Origin of the sequence: Enterobacter sp. A103 (assembly GCF_034427535.1) — a bacterium.
GTDB classification, from domain to species: domain Bacteria; phylum Pseudomonadota; class Gammaproteobacteria; order Enterobacterales; family Enterobacteriaceae; genus Enterobacter; species Enterobacter asburiae_B.
Map to the genome: position 1 here is coordinate 1,079,421 of NZ_JAXQPQ010000001.1, position 16,993 is coordinate 1,096,413.

The window sequence follows — 16,993 nt, forward strand, 5'->3', positions numbered from 1 at the left end:
GTGAGTGACCTTTTCTTATACCAATAATTAAAAATCAGTACGGACAGGACAACTATGGACTCCACCCTCATCTCCGATCGTCCCAACGAGGAGACACCTTCGCTCAATCGTGCCCGCCGCGCAGCCTTAGGCAGCTTCGCGGGTGCCGTCGTCGACTGGTATGATTTTCTGCTTTACGGCATCACTGCCGCCCTGGTGTTTAACCGCGAGTTTTTTCCCCAGGTCAGCCCTGCGATGGGCACGCTTGCCGCGTTTGCCACCTTCGGCGTCGGCTTTCTGTTTCGCCCGCTGGGCGGTGTGATCTTCGGCCACTTCGGCGACCGCCTGGGCCGCAAGCGCATGCTGATGCTCACCGTCTGGATGATGGGGATCGCCACCGCGCTGATTGGTATTCTCCCTTCGTTTTCCACCATTGGCTGGTGGGCACCGGTACTGCTGGTCACCCTGCGCGCCATCCAGGGCTTCGCCGTAGGCGGCGAATGGGGCGGTGCGGCGCTGCTGTCCGTAGAGAGCGCGCCGAAAAATAAGAAAGCGTTTTACAGCAGCGGCGTACAGGTCGGGTACGGCGTGGGCCTTCTGCTTTCCACCGGGCTGGTATCGCTAATCAGCCAGCTCACCACCGACGAGCAGTTCCTGAGCTGGGGCTGGCGTATTCCGTTCATCTTCAGCATCGTGCTGGTCATCGCCGCGCTGTGGATCCGTAACGGGATGGAGGAGTCGGCTGAGTTTGAAAAGCAGCAGGAAAAACCGGCCACGAACAGACGTCTTCCGGTCATGGAAGCCCTCGTCCGGCACCCTGGCGCTTTTCTGAAAATTATCGCCCTGCGCCTGTGCGAACTGCTGACGATGTATATCGTCACCGCGTTTGCGCTGAACTACTCGACGCAAAACCTTGGTCTGCCGCGCGAGCTGTTCCTGAATATTGGCCTGCTGGTCGGCGGGATCAGCTGCCTGACAATCCCCTGCTTCGCCTGGCTGGCGGACAGGTTTGGCCGCCGTCGCGTTTACATCACCGGGGCGCTGATTGGCACCCTCAGCGCCTGGCCGTTCTTTATGGCGCTCGAGGCGCAGTCGATCTTCTGGATTGTCTTCTTCGCCATCATGCTCGCCAACATCGCTCACGATATGGTGGTCTGCGTGCAGCAGCCGATGTTCACCGAACTGTTTGGCGCAAGCTACCGCTACAGCGGCGCGGGCGTGGGCTATCAGGTCGCAAGCGTGGTCGGTGGCGGATTTACGCCGTTTATTGCCGCCGCGCTGGTGACCTTCTCCGGCGGCAACTGGCACAGCGTGGCGATTTATCTGCTGGCCGGCTGCCTGCTGTCGGCGGCGACGGCGCTGCTGATGAAAGAGACGAGCCACGGCTGATCTCCCTTTTGTTTCACAGGCGTGTGACATACTATCGGGTAGAGTCGCACACCTGTGGAACAAGGAGACAGAGATGAATAATAAGGGCTCCAGCCTGACCCCGGCTCAGGCGCTGGAAAAACTCGACGCGCTGTATGAACAGTCCGTCAACGCGCTGCGCGGCGCCATCAGCGAATATATCGAAACAGGGAAACTTCCCGACCAAAAGGCCAGAACCGAGGGCCTTTTTGTTTATCCATCGCTCTCTGTGACCTGGGACGGCAGCGCCAGCAGTAATCCCAAAACCCGCGCCTACGCGCGCTTTACCCACTCCGGCTGCTACAGCACCACCGTCACCCGCCCCGCGCTGTTCCGACCGTATCTTGAAGAACAACTCACGCTGCTGTACCAGGATTACGGCGCGCACATTGCCGTTGAGCCCTCGCAGCATGAGATCCCGTATCCGTACGTGATTGACGGTTCGGCGTTAACCCTTGACCGCTCCATGAGCGCGGGGCTGACCCGCCACTTCCCGACGACGGAACTTTCACAGATTGGCGATGAGACGGCCGACGGGATTTATCACCCGGCAGAATTTTCTCCCCTGTCGCATTTTGATGCCCGACGGGTCGATTTCTCCCTGGCGCGTCTGCGCCACTACACCGGTACGCCAGTCGAACATTTCCAGCCGTTCGTGCTCTTTACCAACTACACCCGCTACGTCGACGAGTTTGTCCGCTGGGGCTGCAGCCAGATCCTCGACCCGGAGAGCCCGTACATCGCGCTGTCCTGCGCGGGCGGGATCTGGATCACCGCTGAAACCGAAGCGCCCGAGCAGGCCATTTCCGACCTGGCGTGGAAAAAGCACCAGATGCCCGCCTGGCACCTTATCACCGCAGACGGTCAGGGCATCACGCTGATTAACATTGGCGTTGGCCCGTCAAATGCCAAGACCATCTGCGACCATCTGGCGGTACTGCGCCCGGACGTTTGGCTGATGATTGGCCACTGCGGCGGCCTGCGCGAAAGCCAGCTGATTGGCGACTACGTGCTGGCCCACGCCTATCTGCGCGATGACCACGTGCTTGATGCGGTGCTGCCGCCGGATATCCCAATCCCGAGCATCGCCGAAGTACAGCGCGCGCTGTATGACGCCACCAAAGAGGTCAGCGGCATGCCGGGCGAAGAGGTTAAACAGCGCCTGCGCACCGGTACGGTCGTCACAACGGATGACCGCAACTGGGAGCTGCGCTACTCCGCCTCCGCGCTGCGGTTCAACCTGAGCCGCGCGGTGGCGATCGATATGGAGAGCGCCACCATTGCCGCGCAGGGGTATCGCTTCCGCGTCCCTTACGGCACGCTGCTGTGCGTCTCCGATAAGCCGCTGCACGGTGAAATTAAGCTGCCGGGCCAGGCCAACCGTTTCTACGAAGGGGCAATCTCCGAGCATCTGCAGATTGGTATTCGCGCCATTGATTTGCTGCGGGCTGAAGGTGACAGGCTCCATTCCCGCAAGCTGCGCACCTTCAACGAGCCGCCGTTCCGCTAATCACGATAAGGAAAAACAATGTCCAGCACATCACCGCTCTCTGCCCTGCGCCACTGGCTTGAGGCCAGCCATCTCGACGGGATGATCGTCCCGCGGGCGGATGCCTGGCAGAGCGAATACTGCGCGCCTTACGACGAAAAGCTGGCCTGGCTGACGGGCTTTGACGGTTCGGCCGGCGTGGCGCTGGTGCTGAAAAACAAAGCGCTGCTGTTCGTCGACGGGCGCTATCAGGTTCAGGCGCGCGTTCAGGTCAATACGGATGAGGTTGAGATCCACCACCTGCACAACGAGCCGCTGGCGGAATGGCTGGCAGAAAACGTTGAGGCAGGAACGCGCATCGGTTTTGACGCGCTGCTGATGACCAACGCGGAGTTTGAGCAACTGTCAGCCACGCCGTGCGAGCTGGTGCCGCTGAAGGTCTCGCCGTTTGACACGCTATGGACCGATCGCCCAGCCGCACCGGCGGGGCTTATCCGTGAGATGCCGGTTGAACACAGCGGCGAACGCAGCGCGGACAAACGTCAGCGCGTCGCCGCCGTGCTGGCCGCAAACAATGTGGATTATCTCGCCGTCACACTGCCGGATAACATCGCCTGGCTGTTAAACGTCCGCGGTGCGGATATCCCTTACAGCCCGGTACCGCTCTCCTTTGCCCTTCTTGGTCGTGACGGTCACGTTGAGTGGTTTGTTAACGACAATAAGCTCAGCGCCCTGCCTGACGGTGTGCGCAATGCGTTCACCATTGCGCCGCAGGATACCTTTATTGAACGCTGCCAGCAGATTGCCGTAGGCAAACGGGTGATGATTGATGCCGATTCCGCGCCGGTTGCCCTGCGCTTCGCCGTTGAACCACGGGGAGAAATTGTCTGGCGGACCGACCCCATCACCCTGATGAAAGCGACTAAAAACCCGGTCGAGCTGGCAGGTTATCGCGAGTGCCATCACCGGGACGGGGCCGCGTGGGTCAACTTCCTCGCCTGGCTGAGCCGCGAAGTGCCGCTGCGCGAGGCGGCAGGACAACCGCTCACCGAGCTGGACGCGCAGACGCAGCAGCTTGCGTTCCGTCAACAGCAGCCCGGGTTCATCGAGCAGAGTTTTGCGACCATCTCCGCCTCTTCGAGCAATGCGGCGATGTGCCACTACCATTCGAGCGAGGCCAGCAATAAGCCCATCGGCCATGACCATTTTTACCTGAACGATTCCGGCGGCCAGTATGCTAACGGCACCACCGATGCCACGCGCACGCTGGCGTGGGGTAACGTCGATCCGCAGCAGCGCCTGCACTACACTGCCGTGCTGAGAGGCTTCCTGTCGCTCATTACCCTGCAGTTCCCTTCCGGGACTCAGGGGCATCAGCTGGATGCGTTTGCGCGTCGCCCGCTGTGGGAGATGGGGCTGGATTACGATCACGGCACGGGACACGGCGTGGGGCACCAGCTGCTGATCCACGAGAACCCGCATCGCATCGCCAAAAAGGTTAACCCGTGGCCGCTGGTGGCGGGCAATATCATGACTATCGAGCCAGGCTACTATCTGGGCGACAGCCACGGTATTCGTATTGAAAACCAGGTGGAGATTGTGGAGAGCCGTCCGGGTTTCTGCAAATTTGCCTCGCTGACGCTGATCCCGATCGACTTAAGTCAGGTTGAGCTGCATCTGCTGAGCGAGCAGGAAAAGCAGTGGCTGGATGCGTATCACCGGCAGGTACGCGAGGCGCTCTCACCTCTGGTGAATAGCGAAGCGCGTGAGTGGCTGGTTGAGGCGACGGCGCCGATTGGTTTGGGTCGATAGTGCATTGTGCGGGCTGGTGCCCTCACCCCAGCCCTCTCCCGCGGGAGAGGGTGCAAACACTAAAAACGGCAACAAGGTTGCCGTTTTGCATTTACCTTGCGCAGAAAAGCAAAAAGCCTGCTTTAAAAGCAGGCTTTTCAAATTTGGCTCCTCTGACTGGACTCGAACCAGTGACATACGGATTAACAGTCCGCCGTTCTACCGACTGAACTACAGAGGAATCGTGTGAACGGGGCGCATATTATCGATGCTCCCCCGGGATGTCAAAGGCAGAATGCACATTTCCGATCGTTTGCCGAATTATTCTCCACTTCGCGCAATTGTCAGGCATTTTTTCGCGAATATTTCCACAGCCAGCGTCCGCTGACCATCCGCCAGTAGAACAGCGCGCCCCGCACGGCCCAGTCGAGGAACATCCCCAGCCAGACGCCGACCACACCCCATCCGAGCATCACCCCGAGCGTATACCCCGCGACAACGCGACATCCCCACATGCCGAGCATCGATACCCACATCGCAAAGCGGGCATCGCGCGCCCCCTTCAGCCCGGCGGGTAATACCCATGAGGCCGCCCAGATGGGCATAAAGGCCGCGTTGAGCCAGATGAGGATCTTAACGACCTCTTTAACGTCATCTTCGTGGGTATAGAACGAGGCCATCAGCCCGGCAAACGGCGCGGTTCCCCAGGCGATCAGCGTCAGCCCAATGGTTGACAGCCAGAAGACGTGCCGCAGCTGCCGCTCCGCCTGGCCTATCTGCCCCTTCCCGAGCCGTTTACCCGTAATGATGGTCGATGCCGAACCCAGCGCGTTACCCGGCAGGTTAATCAGCGAGGCAATAGAAAAGGCGATAAAGTTACCGGCGATAACGTCGGTCCCCATCCCGGCGACAAACATCTGCGTGAGCAGCTTCCCGCCGTTGAACAACACCGATTCTATGCTCGCGGGAATGCCGATCCCCATCACTTCCCAGATAATGGCGAAATTAAAGGGGCGGAAATAGCTTTTTAGCGTCAGACGCAGCGAAGGGGTAATCCCCGCCATCAGCACCCCAATGATGGCTACCGCACCGATATAGCGTGAAATGGTTAACCCCAGTCCGGCACCGACGAACCCCAGCCCCTCCCACGAGAACACGCCGTAGATCAGCACGCTGCTGATAATGATATTCAGGATATTCATCCCGCCGTTGATCAGCAGCGGAATTTTGGTGTTGCCCGCCCCGCGCAGCGCACCGCTGCCAATCAGCGCAATGGCCGCCGCCGGATAGCTTAAGACGGTCATTTCCAGGTAGGTCAGCGCCAGGTCTTTAACCTCGTTAGTGGCCTCCCCGGCGACAAAGTCGATAATCTCTTTACCGAAATAGTGGATCACCGCCGCCAGAACGATCGAAAAAATGGTCATGATCATCAGCGACTGGCGGGCCGCCTCGCGTGCACGTTTGGGATCAAGCTTGCCGAGGCTAAAGGCCACCACCACCGTCGTCCCGAGATCTATGGCGGCAAAGAACGAGATCACCACCATGTTAAAGCTGTCCGCCAGCCCAACCCCAGCCATCGCCTCTTTTCCCAGCCAGCTCACCAGGAAGGTGCTCAAAACCCCCATCAGCAGAACGCAGGTATTTTCCAGGAAGATAGGCACGGCAAGGGGGGTGATTTCACGCCAGAACAGGACACGATAGCTTTTACGTTTTGCATACCATGGCGTGCGCGTTATCGCCTGGCGTAAGGAGGCAGTGACGTTCAAAATGGACCTTAGCGAGAAAAGTTGAAACTCCATTTCAAATGATGGGGGACAAATGCTAATCCTGCAAAGTATTTTCCAGAAAAAGATGTGTGGATTTACAACAAACTGACGACAGAATCAGCAATCAGTCGATTTTCCCTAAGATCAGGTTTGACAAAAGTTTTTTCGCCGCTAAGATAAGCCTCCACAACGATTCCTCTGTAGTTCAGTCGGTAGAACGGCGGACTGTTAATCCGTATGTCACTGGTTCGAGTCCAGTCAGAGGAGCCAAATTTAAAAAGCCTGCTTTTAAAGCAGGCTTTTTGCTTTGCGGATGAGGGAAAATGAACGCTCTGTTTGTCTACGGCACGCTGCGCCCGGGCCACGCTAATGCGCATATTCTTGAAGACATCGGCGGCGATTGGCTGGCCGGTTCCGTATCCGGCACGTTTTACGAACGCGGCTGGGGCGCCGCGGCGGACTTCCCGGGAATTGTGCTCCACCCTGACGGCCCCCGCGTCGAAGGCTATCTGTTTATCTCTGATAACCTTGCCGCGCACTGGCAAATGCTGGACGAATTTGAAGACGGCTACGATCGGGTTGAGGTCACGGTGACCACCCTTGAAGGCAAGCAGGTTCAGGCCTGGATTTATCAGCTACAGCCGCGTTCTGAACCATAAAAAAAGGCTCTCTGTCACCAGAGAGCCTTTTTCACTATTCGCTGCGATTACTCGCTTTTTGCTTCGCCGTTTTTGATTTCGCCCATCACTTTCAGCTTTTTAGAGATGTCACGACGCTCTTTGGACAGCTCAGCGTTTTTGATGATGTAGTCATCAACGCGGTCTTCATAGTCGCTCTTCATGCTGGCGATAATGCCCTGAATAGCTTCAACGCTCATACCTGGCTTGATGTAGTCGCTCAGGTTGTCGAGGAGCAGAACACGTTTCTGGTTGTCACGGATCTTCTTCTCAACGTCCTGGATTTCACGCTGCAGCTTGTTTTTGCGGCGGAACAGGCGGACGAATTCCAGAACATCCTGGAACGAAGGCTTGGTAGTTTCCATTTTTACACCCCTGATAATGTGAGATTCGGATTCGTTAAGGCAACCGTTGTAACAATAACCTTACTGACAGCGGCTGCGAATGACAATGAGTATATCGTTTAAAGCTATCATAACCCCAATTGCTGCTGAATCGAAGCAGCAGCCGTCACATACGCCTTTTATTTGCGCAGCGCCCGGCAAATAAGGTGCGATAACAGCTCAAGCTGCCGCGCCAGTTCCATGCTCAGCCAGACGTAGCCATGAATAGGCGTTTCCGCCACGTTATCGCTCTGGCGTTCATTGATTAACTGCTTCAGCTCCGCGACGATCTCATTCAGCCGCTCACTGTTGGCCAGTATCGGCTGCGGGTTCCCTTCATAGAGCGCATGGGCAATGGTCAACAGCGTTTGCTGCGTCATCTGCTGGGTCTCTTTGAGAGTCTGCGCGTTAAGCATCAACAGATGGCTGGGACGCGAGGCCCAGTGGGCGTTGATTTGCAGTTCAAGCATGCAGACCAGATTGCGGCTTACCGTCTGGATGGCTTCGAAAATCGATTTCTGAATATGGGTTTCTTTGCTGGCGGGCGTGATCAGGCCGCGCATTTTGACCACGTCGTTGAGGATCGTTTGCAGATGCTTTTCCAGCCGGGGACGCTCGACCAGATTAGGAGAAAAACCGGCCTGATAGACGCGGTTAAAGGCGGTGACGTAGTTCGCCATCTGAATACGCCAGTGCAGAAAAGCGCGCTGCGGCCAGATGCCGGTGAAGAGCATGGCCAGCAGTGACCCCAGAATGACATCCCCGCTTCGCCACAGCGCGGTGGTCATATCCCCGGCGGGCGCACCGACAACCACCGCGAGAGTAATCCCAATCAGCAAGGCCTGATACGGTCTTTTGCCCAACGCCAGCCAGCCGCACAGGAACATGGCGGCCCCGCACCATGCCAGCATCACGGGAAATGAGATGAGTTCCAGCTTCAGGGCAATAAGCCCAAGGGCCGAGCCTAAAACCGTCCCGCCAATTCGCTCAAAGGCGCGCGGAACAACGTTCCCCCAAAACGAGATGGGCCCCATCACCACCACCAGGGTGATCAGCGGCCACGTCCCTTCCGGAACATCAAGCAAACGGACCAGTACAAACGTCAATACGAACGCCAGCGCGATGCGGCACCCGTGCACCACGCGGTAATGTTTGTACAAGCGAATTTCAAAAGGGGTTAATGATTTGTCGGGACGCACACCCGCTCTCCAGCTACACGGCAAATCACAATTGTACTGTGTTTTCAGCCGGGCGGATCGCTCCCGGCTGAAAAACCCTTCATTTAGCAGGCTTAAGCCGTTTTATGCTCTACCGCGATATACATTTCGATATCCCAGTAGCCGTCTGCATTGCCGTCATTGAGATAGCGTTCGAAGCAGGGTTTAAGCGCCATCTGGTACTTATTGTCCTGCAGCAGAGAGTTGAAGAACTGATACCACGGCGTGGCAAAGTCGTAGTTTTCCACGCGCGCCGTCGCCACGGCATAATCCCCGGCCGCGATTTCCGTCATCATGACGCCTTCGCTGTTTTCCGGAATAACGAAATCGTCCGGCACCGTAACGGCCGTATCGCAGCGCAGTTTTTCTGCCGGGACCTCATCGGGGTTATCGTAGTAGACCGCAACCCACTCCAGCGGCTCAATGTGGCGCCCGTCCACCCACATCACCAGCTGTTCAAAGCCCTGTTTAACCGTTTGTTCCCACGGTCCGACCAAATGAAAACCGGCAATCTTACGTTTCTGTTGCTGCTTGATGCTGTAGTCCATGCTGCCTCCATTTATTACTGTATATTTATACACTATAAAGCTGGATTACTATTATCGGCAAACGAGGAGTGTTTATTATGTGAGCAGACTCGCAACCCTGCCAGTCTGCCCATCAGCGGTTAAAGCGTGTGGTGGAGATAATCGCTCATGCGAGAGAACAGTCCGCCCTTATCAACGGCTTCCAGCGTCACCAGCGGCCAGTGCGCCACCACCTTGTCACGGTCATAGAGCTGGATCTCCCCGACCCGCTGATGCGCAGCAATCGGCGCTTCCAGCTCTTTTTTATCCAGCACGTATTTGGCTTTGATGTTCGGCACTTCCGCTTTCGGCAAGGCCAGCCAGAAGTCCTGGTCGGTGCCCAGTTTCACCTGCTCCTTATCGCCGTACCAGATACGCTCTGTCCCCACTTTTTTACCGCTATGCAGGATTTGCACCGTATCGAAGTTCTGCTGCCCCCAGTGCAGCAGTTTTCGGGCCTGGTCCTCACGGCCTTTCGGGCTGTCCGCCCCCATCACCACCGCGATTAAACGGCGCTGGCCGTCAACGGCGGACGCAATCAGGTTAAAGCCCGCCCCCGAGGTGTGCCCCGTTTTAAGCCCGTCCACGTTCATGGTTTTATCCCACAGCAGGCCGTTACGGTTTTGCTGGGTGATCCCGTTCCAGGTCAGGCTCTTTTCGCTGTACATATGATAAAACTCAGGCTCGCCGTGAATGATGGCCCGGGAGAGTACGGCCAGGTCATAGGCCGAGCTGTGCTGGCCCGGCGCGTCCAGCCCGTGGACGGTTTCAAAGTGCGTATCGCGCAGGTTCAGCTTCTGCACGTAGTCGTTCATCATCTTCACAAACTGCGGCTGACCGCCCGCCACGTGATCGGCCAGCGCCACGCAGGCGTCGTTGCCGGAATCGACAATCAGACCGCGGCTTAAATCACGCACGGAGACGCGATCGCCCTCTTTCAGGAACATCAGCGATGAGCCGTCAAAAACCGGGTTGCCTTTTGCCCACGCGTCACGCCCGACGGTGACAATATCGTCCGGCGTAATGCGATGGCTATCAATGGCCCGATCAACCACATACCCCGTCATCAGCTTGGTCAGGCTCGCCGGATTACGTTGTTGATGTTCGTTGCCCGCCGTTAAGATCTGACCAGTCGTGTAGTCCATCAGCACCCAGGAGCCAGCCTGAATGGCCGGAGGCTGCGGCGAAAAATCCAGTGGTTCGGCCGCAAAAGCAGATGAGACACTCGAAGCGAGTAAAGAAACAGCAATAAACAGACGGCGTTTCAACGGTATATCCTCAGGTCATTAAAAATCGATGACCTTTTTACGGGAGTTCTGATGTCGTTACCTGGCTTAATTGCAAAAAAATGTGACAGAGCACAGATTTTTCTCTGAAGCTGGCGCGCAAATTTGCTCGACGGCGGTGCTTTTTATTCGGTCTGAACCGCACGATCGTTTACCATAGTGACGTCATTTTTTAACAGGATGGTATTACTGGTGTCTGACTCTGCCGCTCGCCCGACTTTTTTATTCCATGACTACGAAACCTTTGGCACACACCCGGCGCTGGACCGACCGGCGCAGTTTGCCGCCATCCGTACCGACGACGAATTCAACATTATTGGCGAGCCTGAGGTCTTTTACTGCAAACCGGCTGATGACTACCTGCCGCAGCCCGGGGCGGTCATGGTCACCGGGATCACGCCTCAGGAAGCGCGCGAGAAAGGCGTTAACGAGGCAGAATTCGCCCGACGCATCCACGATCTGTTTACCGTTCCCAATACCTGCGTGGTCGGTTACAACAACATCCGCTTCGATGACGAAGTAACGCGCAACATCTTCTATCGCAACTTCTACGATCCCTATGCCTGGAGCTGGCAGAACCGCAATTCACGCTGGGATTTGCTCGACATCATGCGCGCCTGTTATGCCCTGCGTCCTGAAGGCATTAACTGGCCGGAAAATGAGGAAGGGTTGACCAGCTTCCGGCTGGAACACCTGACGCGCGCCAACGGCATCGAGCACAGCAATGCCCACGACGCGATGGCGGACGTCTATGCCACCATTGCCATGGCGAAGCTGGTGAAAAACGCGCAGCCCCGGCTGTTTGAGTATCTGCTGAGCCACCGAAGCAAGCAGAAGCTGATGACCCTTATCGACGTACCGCAGATGAAACCCCTGGTGCATATCTCCGGCATGTTTGGCGCCTGGCGCGGTAATACCAGCTGGGTCGCCCCGCTGGCCTGGCATCCGGACAACCGTAATGCGGTCATCATGGTGGATTTAGCCGGCGATATTTCGCCGCTGCTGGAGCTCGACAGCGATACCCTGCGCGAACGGCTCTATACCCCGAAAAATGAACTCGGCGATCTGCCCGCGGTGCCGGTCAAACTGGTGCATATCAATAAATGTCCGGTACTCGCGCAGGCGAATACGCTGCGCCCGGAAGATGCGGACAGACTGGGCATTAACCGTCAGCGCTGCCTCGATAACCTGAAAGTGCTGCGCGATAACCCGCAGGTGCGCGAGAAAGTAGTTGCTATCTTTGCCGAGGCGGAGCCGTTCGTGCCGTCTGAAAACGTGGATGCCCAGCTCTACAACGGCTTCTTCAGCGATGCCGACCGCGCGGCGATGAATATCGTTCTGCAAACCGAGCCGCGTAACTTACCGGCGCTGGATATTACTTTCGCCGATAAACGCATCGAAAAGCTGATGTTTAACTACCGCGCACGTAATTTCCCCGGCACGCTGGACGAGGCAGAGCAGGATCGCTGGCTGCAGCATCGTCGCAATGTCTTTACCCCTGAGTTCCTTAATAGCTATGCCCAGGAGCTGGAAATGCTTTATGGCCAGTATGAGGGGAATGCTGAGAAACAGGCGCTGTTGAAATCCCTGTTCCAGTACGCTCAAGAGATTGTCTGAGCGAGGGGTATAAAAAAAGCCGGAGGCGATGTCTCCGGCTTTTTTTTGCCCGCTGGCACAGGCCAACGGGTGTGTCGTTTTGTAGGCCGGGCAAGCGCTAGCGCCACCCGGCGAGTCATTACGCGATGTCTTCGTACTGAGGAACCGGGTTACGGAAGCTCTTCGTGACGCAGGCCAGGTAAATCAGGCCGATACCCGCCCAAATCAGGCCAAGCACCATCGAGCTCTCTTCCAGGTTAACCCACAGCGCGCCCACGGTCAGGGCACCGCACATCGGCAGGAACAGATACTGGAAGTGATCTTTCAGCGTTTTGTTACGCTTTTCACGGATCCAGAACTGAGAGATAACCGACAGGTTAACAAAGGTAAACGCCACCAGCGCACCAAAGTTAATCAGCGCCGTTGCCATCACCAGGTCAAAGTTAATCGCCAGAAGCGCGATCGCACCGACCAGGATGATGTTCATCGCCGGGGTACGCCAGGTTGGATGAACGTAGCCGAAGAAGCTTTTCGGGAATACGCCATCGCGGCCCATCACGTACATCAGACGCGCAACGCCTGCATGCGCGGCCATACCGGATGCCAGTACGGTAATGGTGGAGAAGATCAGCGCGCCAACCTGGAACGCTTTACCCGCCACATAGAGCATGATTTCCGGCTGAGATGCATCCGGATCCTTAAAGCGAGAGATATCCGGGAAGTACAGCTGCAGGAAATAGGTCGAAAAAATAAAGATCAGACCGCCAATCAGCGCCGTCAGGAAGATGGCGCGAGGGATCACGCGCTCTGCGTCTTTCGTTTCTTCAGACAGGTTGCTAATGCCGTCAAAACCGGTAAAGGAGAAGCACAGAATGGTTGCCCCGGTAATCATCGGGATCACATGGGCATCACCAGACCAGAACGGCTTGCTGCTCGCCAGAGTGCCGGCGCCTTCGCCGTGGAACACACCGTAAATCACCATGCCAAGAATAACGGCAATCAGGACAACCTGAAGCACAACGATAACGGAGTTAAAGTTGGCAACGGACTTAATGCTGCGCAGGTTAAAAGCGGTCATAAAGGCCACCAGCGCCACGACGAACATCCAGGATGGAATCGACGGCACCAGCGCTTCAAAATAAATTTTTGCCAGCAGAATGTTGATCATCGGCGCGAACAGGTAGTCGAGCAGCGAAGACCAGCCCACCATAAAGCCAACTGTCGGGCTGATGGATTTCTGGGCATAGGTGTAGGCGGAACCAGCAGACGGATAGCGACGCACCAGTTTACCGTAGCTCAGCGCAGTAAAGAGGATCGCAATCAGCGCGAAGCCATAAGCCGTCGGCACATGACCGTCTGTGAGGCCTGATACGATACCGAATGTATCGAACAGCGTCATCGGTTGCATATAGGCAAGGCCCATCATAACAACCGGAATCAACGTAAGCGTTTTACGTAATTCCACGCGAGAGGTGTTTGGAGTTGCGTTATGCGACATAGTTATTCTCCTTTACGGTGATAACCGCCACGTAAGCGAAAAATTGCCCCATTTCTTTCTTCCTCAGCGACAACAACTGTCGGATTTTAGTAAATATCTATCCGGTACGAAGCCCGGCCTCTTGGTTTTTAGTTTCGTTTCGTACATGCAAAAAAAAATAACCGACGCCTTTTATATCGTCGATTATTCATTTGGTTGCAGCGGCCGCATTTTGCCCCACATCGGATACAAAAGGCAATACTTTGCAAAGCATGGGACAATTTTCTTTTTACTAACTGGCTGATTTCTGGACGTCGGGCCGAGAGTAAACGGCGGCGATAGCACTATTTGCTAAAATCTCGTCTCGCCACCAGGCGCTTGCAAGCCCGGCAGTTTGTTCATTCCAGCCTACCCACACCGATTCATTACTGCTTTGAGCAAGTACCTGTTTTTCAACAAGCGCGCCGCTGTCAATAAACCGCTGCGCCAGATAGCGCGGTAAATAGCCGCAGCCCAGGCCGCTTATTTGCAGTTCCAGCTTGGTTTTAAAGTCGAAAACGGTAATGGCCTCCTGCTCATCAAGCAGCTGTGAGGAGACCGAGCATTCCGGACGAGAGCTGTCCCCGACCACGATGGCGCGATAGCCTTTAATCACGCGACGGTTAAGCGGCTCGGGTTCCTGAGCCAGCGGGTGATGGGGCGCCACGGCAAATACCTGCTCCAGCACGCCCAGCCGGGCAAAACCAAAATCACTCAGCTGGGGAGGCTCATGGAGTGCACCGACAAAGATATCCGCCCTGCCCTGCGTTAAGGCATCCCAGGAGCCACCCAGCACGCCATTGATAAAGATAAGCCGGGTCACGCTGTGGTGTTGATAGAAGGCTTCAATCAGCGGCGTCAGGAGAGAAAACGGAAAAGTATCATCCACGCCAATAACCAGCTCGTTTTCCCAACCCTGATGAAGTTTTACGGCCTGTTTTTCGAGTTCACGAACGGTATGGAGGACTTCACGGCCTTTTTCCAGCAGCATCTGTCCGGTACGGGTGAAACGTGCGCGGTGCCCGGAGCGATCGAGGATCTGGATATTGAGGTCGCTTTCCAGTTTTTGAACGGTATAGCTCAACGCAGATGGGGTTTTGTAGAGCTTTGCTGACGCAGCGGCAAAGCTCCCCTCTTTTTCAAGGGCATCGAGAATAATAAGAACATCCAGCAGCGGTTTCATGCTCGCCCCCTTCTGGTGCGCGATCGTCTCCGCTGCGGGTCTTATTCCATGGGCATCACCAGCGGATCGGGATACTGATACTCAAACCCCAGCTCATGACAAATGCGATTGCCATCAACAACTTTGCCTTTGCTGTCATCCTTTGCCTCACCAAAAACCGGCGGAGCCAGGCCCAGCTGACGTGCCATCAGCGGGTAAAACGTGCTGCGTGCCGGATGAGAAGGTGCACATATATTATAGATGTGTCCACCTTTCGGAGCCTGTAAGAGTAGCTCAATCGCAGCAACAACATCGTCAAGATGAACAAGATTGACGACATGCTGGCCGTCTGGCGCAGACTTACCGGCAAAAAAGCGTCCCGGATGGCGGCCAGGGCCCACCAGCCCCGCCAGACGGACAATATCGACCTGCGTGCCGGGAAGATTATGCAGCCAGTCTTCCAGCTCTTTCAGAACCTGACCGCTCGCCGTCACGGGACGGCGCTCGGAACTCTCTTTCACCACGCCCTCAACTTCGCCATACACCGACGTCGAGCTGGTAAAAATGATGCGCGGAACATGGTGCGCCAGCGCGCTGTCGACGATCTCCTGCATCGCCTGCAGATAAAACGACTCGCCCGGGCCACTGCGCCGCGCGGGGAGCGTGATCACCAGCGCATCGACGTTCATCAGCGTGTCCAGATCGTCAGCATCACACACCAGCTCCGGTTCAAGGCGCAGCTCAACGCCATCAATACCGCACATGCGCGCTGCCTCTACCCCATCCGCCGTGGTTTTGCTCCCGGTCACCTGCCAGCCTTTCGCGGCTAATGACATCGCCAGCGGCATTCCCAGCCATCCTAAACCGACAATCGCGACCTTTTTCATGCGAATTCTCCTGACTCTCACTCGTCTTTTATAAGGCTACGCCAGCCCGGCAGAACACACAATTCATAGCATCAATATGAAATGAATTAATGATCAAAAAAAGCCCTTGCAATATGTCGTACAACTGGTTTAGGTTAAAAGACATCAAATGAATAAGCATTCATCGAGAATTTACATGACACGCGTTCAATTTAAACACCACCATCATCACCATCATCCTGACTAGTCTTTCAGGCGATGTGTGCTGGAAGACGTTTGGATCTTCCAGTGGTGCATGAACGCATGAAAAAGCCCCCGGAAGATCTTCTTCCGGGGGCTTTTTTTTGGACCGAATTCAGACAGGTTAAAACAGGTTAACGAGGAATAAAGAATGTTAGATAACTCACGCTTACGCATAGCTATTCAAAAATCAGGCCGTTTGAGCGACGACTCACGCGAACTGCTGGCCCGCTGCGGGATTAAAATTAACCTGCACACCCAGCGCCTGATTGCTCTGGCTGAAAACATGCCCATCGACATTCTGCGCGTGCGTGATGACGATATTCCCGGCCTGGTCATGGATGGCGTCGTTGACCTCGGCATTATCGGGGAAAACGTGCTGGAAGAAGAGCTGCTGACCCGCCGCGCTCAGGGCGAAGATCCGCGTTACTTTACCCTGCGTCGTCTGGACTTCGGCGGCTGCCGCCTGTCGCTGGCTACGCCGGTTGACGAAGCGTGGGACGGCCCGGCCGCGCTGAACGGCAAACGTATCGCCACCTCTTACCCTCACCTGTTAAAGCGTTATCTCGACCAGAAAGGCGTGCAGTTTAAATCCTGCCTGCTGAACGGCTCTGTTGAAGTGGCGCCGCGTGCGGGTTTGGCGGACGCCATCTGCGATCTCGTCTCTACCGGCGCGACGCTGGAAGCCAACGGTCTGCGCGAAGTGGAAGTGATCTACCGCTCTAAAGCGTGCCTGATTCAGCGCGACGGCGACATGGCCGACGCCAAGCAGCAGCTGATCGACAAGCTGCTGACCCGCATTCAGGGCGTGATTCAGGCGCGTGAGTCCAAATACATCATGATGCACGCCCCAACCGAGCGTCTGGATGAAGTGATTGCCCTGCTGCCGGGCGCTGAGCGTCCAACCATCCTGCCGCTGGCGGGCGATCAGCAGCGCGTGGCGATGCACATGGTGAGCAGCGAAACCCTGTTCTGGGAAACCATGGAAAAACTGAAGGCGCTGGGCGCAAGCTCCATCCTGGTGCTGCCTATTGAGAAGATGATGGAGTAAT

General features: G+C 56.3%; 16 protein-coding genes, 2 tRNA genes and 1 other annotated feature. Of the genes, 8 read left to right on the plus strand and 10 right to left on the minus strand.

Annotated elements, in window-relative coordinates:
• Window positions 1-54 precede the first annotated feature (54 nt).
• From shiA to SPH27_RS05220, 3 genes are all read left to right on the plus strand, one after another.
• The gene (shiA, locus tag SPH27_RS05210; RefSeq protein ID WP_045887841.1) at window positions 55-1,368 is read left to right on the plus strand and encodes a shikimate transporter; all 1,314 of its coding nucleotides are present in this window, start codon (window positions 55-57) and stop codon (window positions 1,366-1,368) included.
• Between the two features lie 73 nt (window positions 1,369-1,441).
• Complete coding sequence (locus tag SPH27_RS05215; RefSeq protein WP_048976440.1) at window positions 1,442-2,896, plus strand: AMP nucleosidase; 1,455 nt, start codon at window positions 1,442-1,444, stop codon at window positions 2,894-2,896.
• A gap of 18 nt (window positions 2,897-2,914) precedes the next feature.
• Window positions 2,915-4,687, plus strand: a complete 1,773-nt coding sequence (locus SPH27_RS05220) for an aminopeptidase P family protein (protein WP_182073009.1) — start codon at window positions 2,915-2,917, stop codon at window positions 4,685-4,687.
• A 144-nt stretch (window positions 4,688-4,831) separates the two neighbouring features.
• Here SPH27_RS05220 and SPH27_RS05225 read toward each other — a convergent pair.
• Window positions 4,832-4,907: transfer RNA gene (locus SPH27_RS05225), tRNA-Asn, on the minus strand.
• A 103-nt stretch (window positions 4,908-5,010) separates the two neighbouring features.
• A complete protein-coding gene (emmdR, locus tag SPH27_RS05230; RefSeq protein WP_182073027.1) occupies window positions 5,011-6,465 on the minus strand; it encodes a multidrug efflux MATE transporter EmmdR in 1,455 nt (484 codons plus the stop codon).
• Window positions 6,466-6,626: 161 nt separating this feature from the next.
• Between emmdR and SPH27_RS05235 the strand changes: the two genes are divergently transcribed.
• Together SPH27_RS05235 and SPH27_RS05240 are read left to right on the plus strand one after the other, a co-directional pair.
• Window positions 6,627-6,702: transfer RNA gene (locus SPH27_RS05235), tRNA-Asn, on the plus strand.
• Between the two features lie 53 nt (window positions 6,703-6,755).
• On the plus strand, window positions 6,756-7,091 hold the full coding sequence (locus SPH27_RS05240) for a gamma-glutamylcyclotransferase family protein (protein ID WP_182073026.1): 336 nt from the start codon (window positions 6,756-6,758) through the stop codon (window positions 7,089-7,091).
• Window positions 7,092-7,138: 47 nt separating this feature from the next.
• On the opposite strand, the gene SPH27_RS05245 is transcribed toward SPH27_RS05240, so the two are convergent.
• The 4 genes from SPH27_RS05245 to dacD form a co-directional block, all read right to left on the minus strand.
• Window positions 7,139-7,474: a DUF496 family protein gene (locus SPH27_RS05245; protein ID WP_008499467.1), complete on the minus strand. Its 336-nt coding sequence runs from the start codon at window positions 7,472-7,474 to the stop codon at window positions 7,139-7,141.
• A 158-nt stretch (window positions 7,475-7,632) separates the two neighbouring features.
• The gene (locus SPH27_RS05250; RefSeq protein WP_023312358.1) at window positions 7,633-8,691 is read right to left on the minus strand and encodes an FUSC family protein; all 1,059 of its coding nucleotides are present in this window, start codon (window positions 8,689-8,691) and stop codon (window positions 7,633-7,635) included.
• Window positions 8,692-8,783: 92 nt separating this feature from the next.
• Entirely contained in the window at window positions 8,784-9,257 is a 474-nt protein-coding gene (gene sbmC / locus SPH27_RS05255; RefSeq protein ID WP_033145946.1) for a DNA gyrase inhibitor SbmC, read from the minus strand.
• A 119-nt stretch (window positions 9,258-9,376) separates the two neighbouring features.
• On the minus strand, window positions 9,377-10,543 hold the full coding sequence (dacD, locus tag SPH27_RS05260; protein ID WP_032658759.1) for a serine-type D-Ala-D-Ala carboxypeptidase DacD: 1,167 nt from the start codon (window positions 10,541-10,543) through the stop codon (window positions 9,377-9,379).
• 198 nt (window positions 10,544-10,741) lie between these two features.
• Here dacD and sbcB point away from each other — a divergent pair, with 198 nt between their 5' ends.
• A complete protein-coding gene (sbcB, locus tag SPH27_RS05265) occupies window positions 10,742-12,178 on the plus strand; it encodes an exodeoxyribonuclease I (RefSeq protein WP_370650855.1) in 1,437 nt (478 codons plus the stop codon).
• Window positions 12,179-12,296: 118 nt separating this feature from the next.
• On the opposite strand, the gene plaP is transcribed toward sbcB, so the two are convergent.
• From plaP to SPH27_RS05285, 4 genes are all read right to left on the minus strand, one after another.
• Window positions 12,297-13,655 (minus strand): putrescine/proton symporter PlaP, encoded by a 1,359-nt coding sequence (gene plaP / locus SPH27_RS05270; RefSeq protein WP_087822838.1) that lies wholly within the window; start codon window positions 13,653-13,655, stop codon window positions 12,297-12,299.
• On the minus strand, window positions 13,645-13,707 hold the full coding sequence (gene yoeI, locus SPH27_RS05275) for a membrane protein YoeI (protein ID WP_099458931.1): 63 nt from the start codon (window positions 13,705-13,707) through the stop codon (window positions 13,645-13,647). Before yoeI ends, plaP begins: the two co-directional genes overlap by 11 nt.
• 219 nt (window positions 13,708-13,926) lie before the next feature.
• Complete coding sequence (locus SPH27_RS05280; protein ID WP_182073025.1) at window positions 13,927-14,856, minus strand: LysR substrate-binding domain-containing protein; 930 nt, start codon at window positions 14,854-14,856, stop codon at window positions 13,927-13,929.
• Between the two features lie 41 nt (window positions 14,857-14,897).
• Window positions 14,898-15,722: an SDR family oxidoreductase gene (locus tag SPH27_RS05285; protein WP_039263825.1), complete on the minus strand. Its 825-nt coding sequence runs from the start codon at window positions 15,720-15,722 to the stop codon at window positions 14,898-14,900.
• Between the two features lie 175 nt (window positions 15,723-15,897).
• On the opposite strand from SPH27_RS05285, the gene hisL reads away from it, so the two are divergent.
• Together hisL and hisG are read left to right on the plus strand one after the other, a co-directional pair.
• Window positions 15,898-15,948 (plus strand): his operon leader peptide, encoded by a 51-nt coding sequence (gene hisL, locus SPH27_RS05290; protein WP_001364200.1) that lies wholly within the window; start codon window positions 15,898-15,900, stop codon window positions 15,946-15,948.
• Window positions 15,924-16,047 (plus strand) — a sequence feature (His leader region). Its footprint overlaps the gene before it by 25 nt.
• A gap of 45 nt (window positions 16,048-16,092) precedes the next feature.
• On the plus strand, window positions 16,093-16,992 hold the full coding sequence (gene hisG / locus SPH27_RS05295; protein ID WP_028018500.1) for an ATP phosphoribosyltransferase: 900 nt from the start codon (window positions 16,093-16,095) through the stop codon (window positions 16,990-16,992).
• Window position 16,993 lies beyond the last annotated feature (1 nt).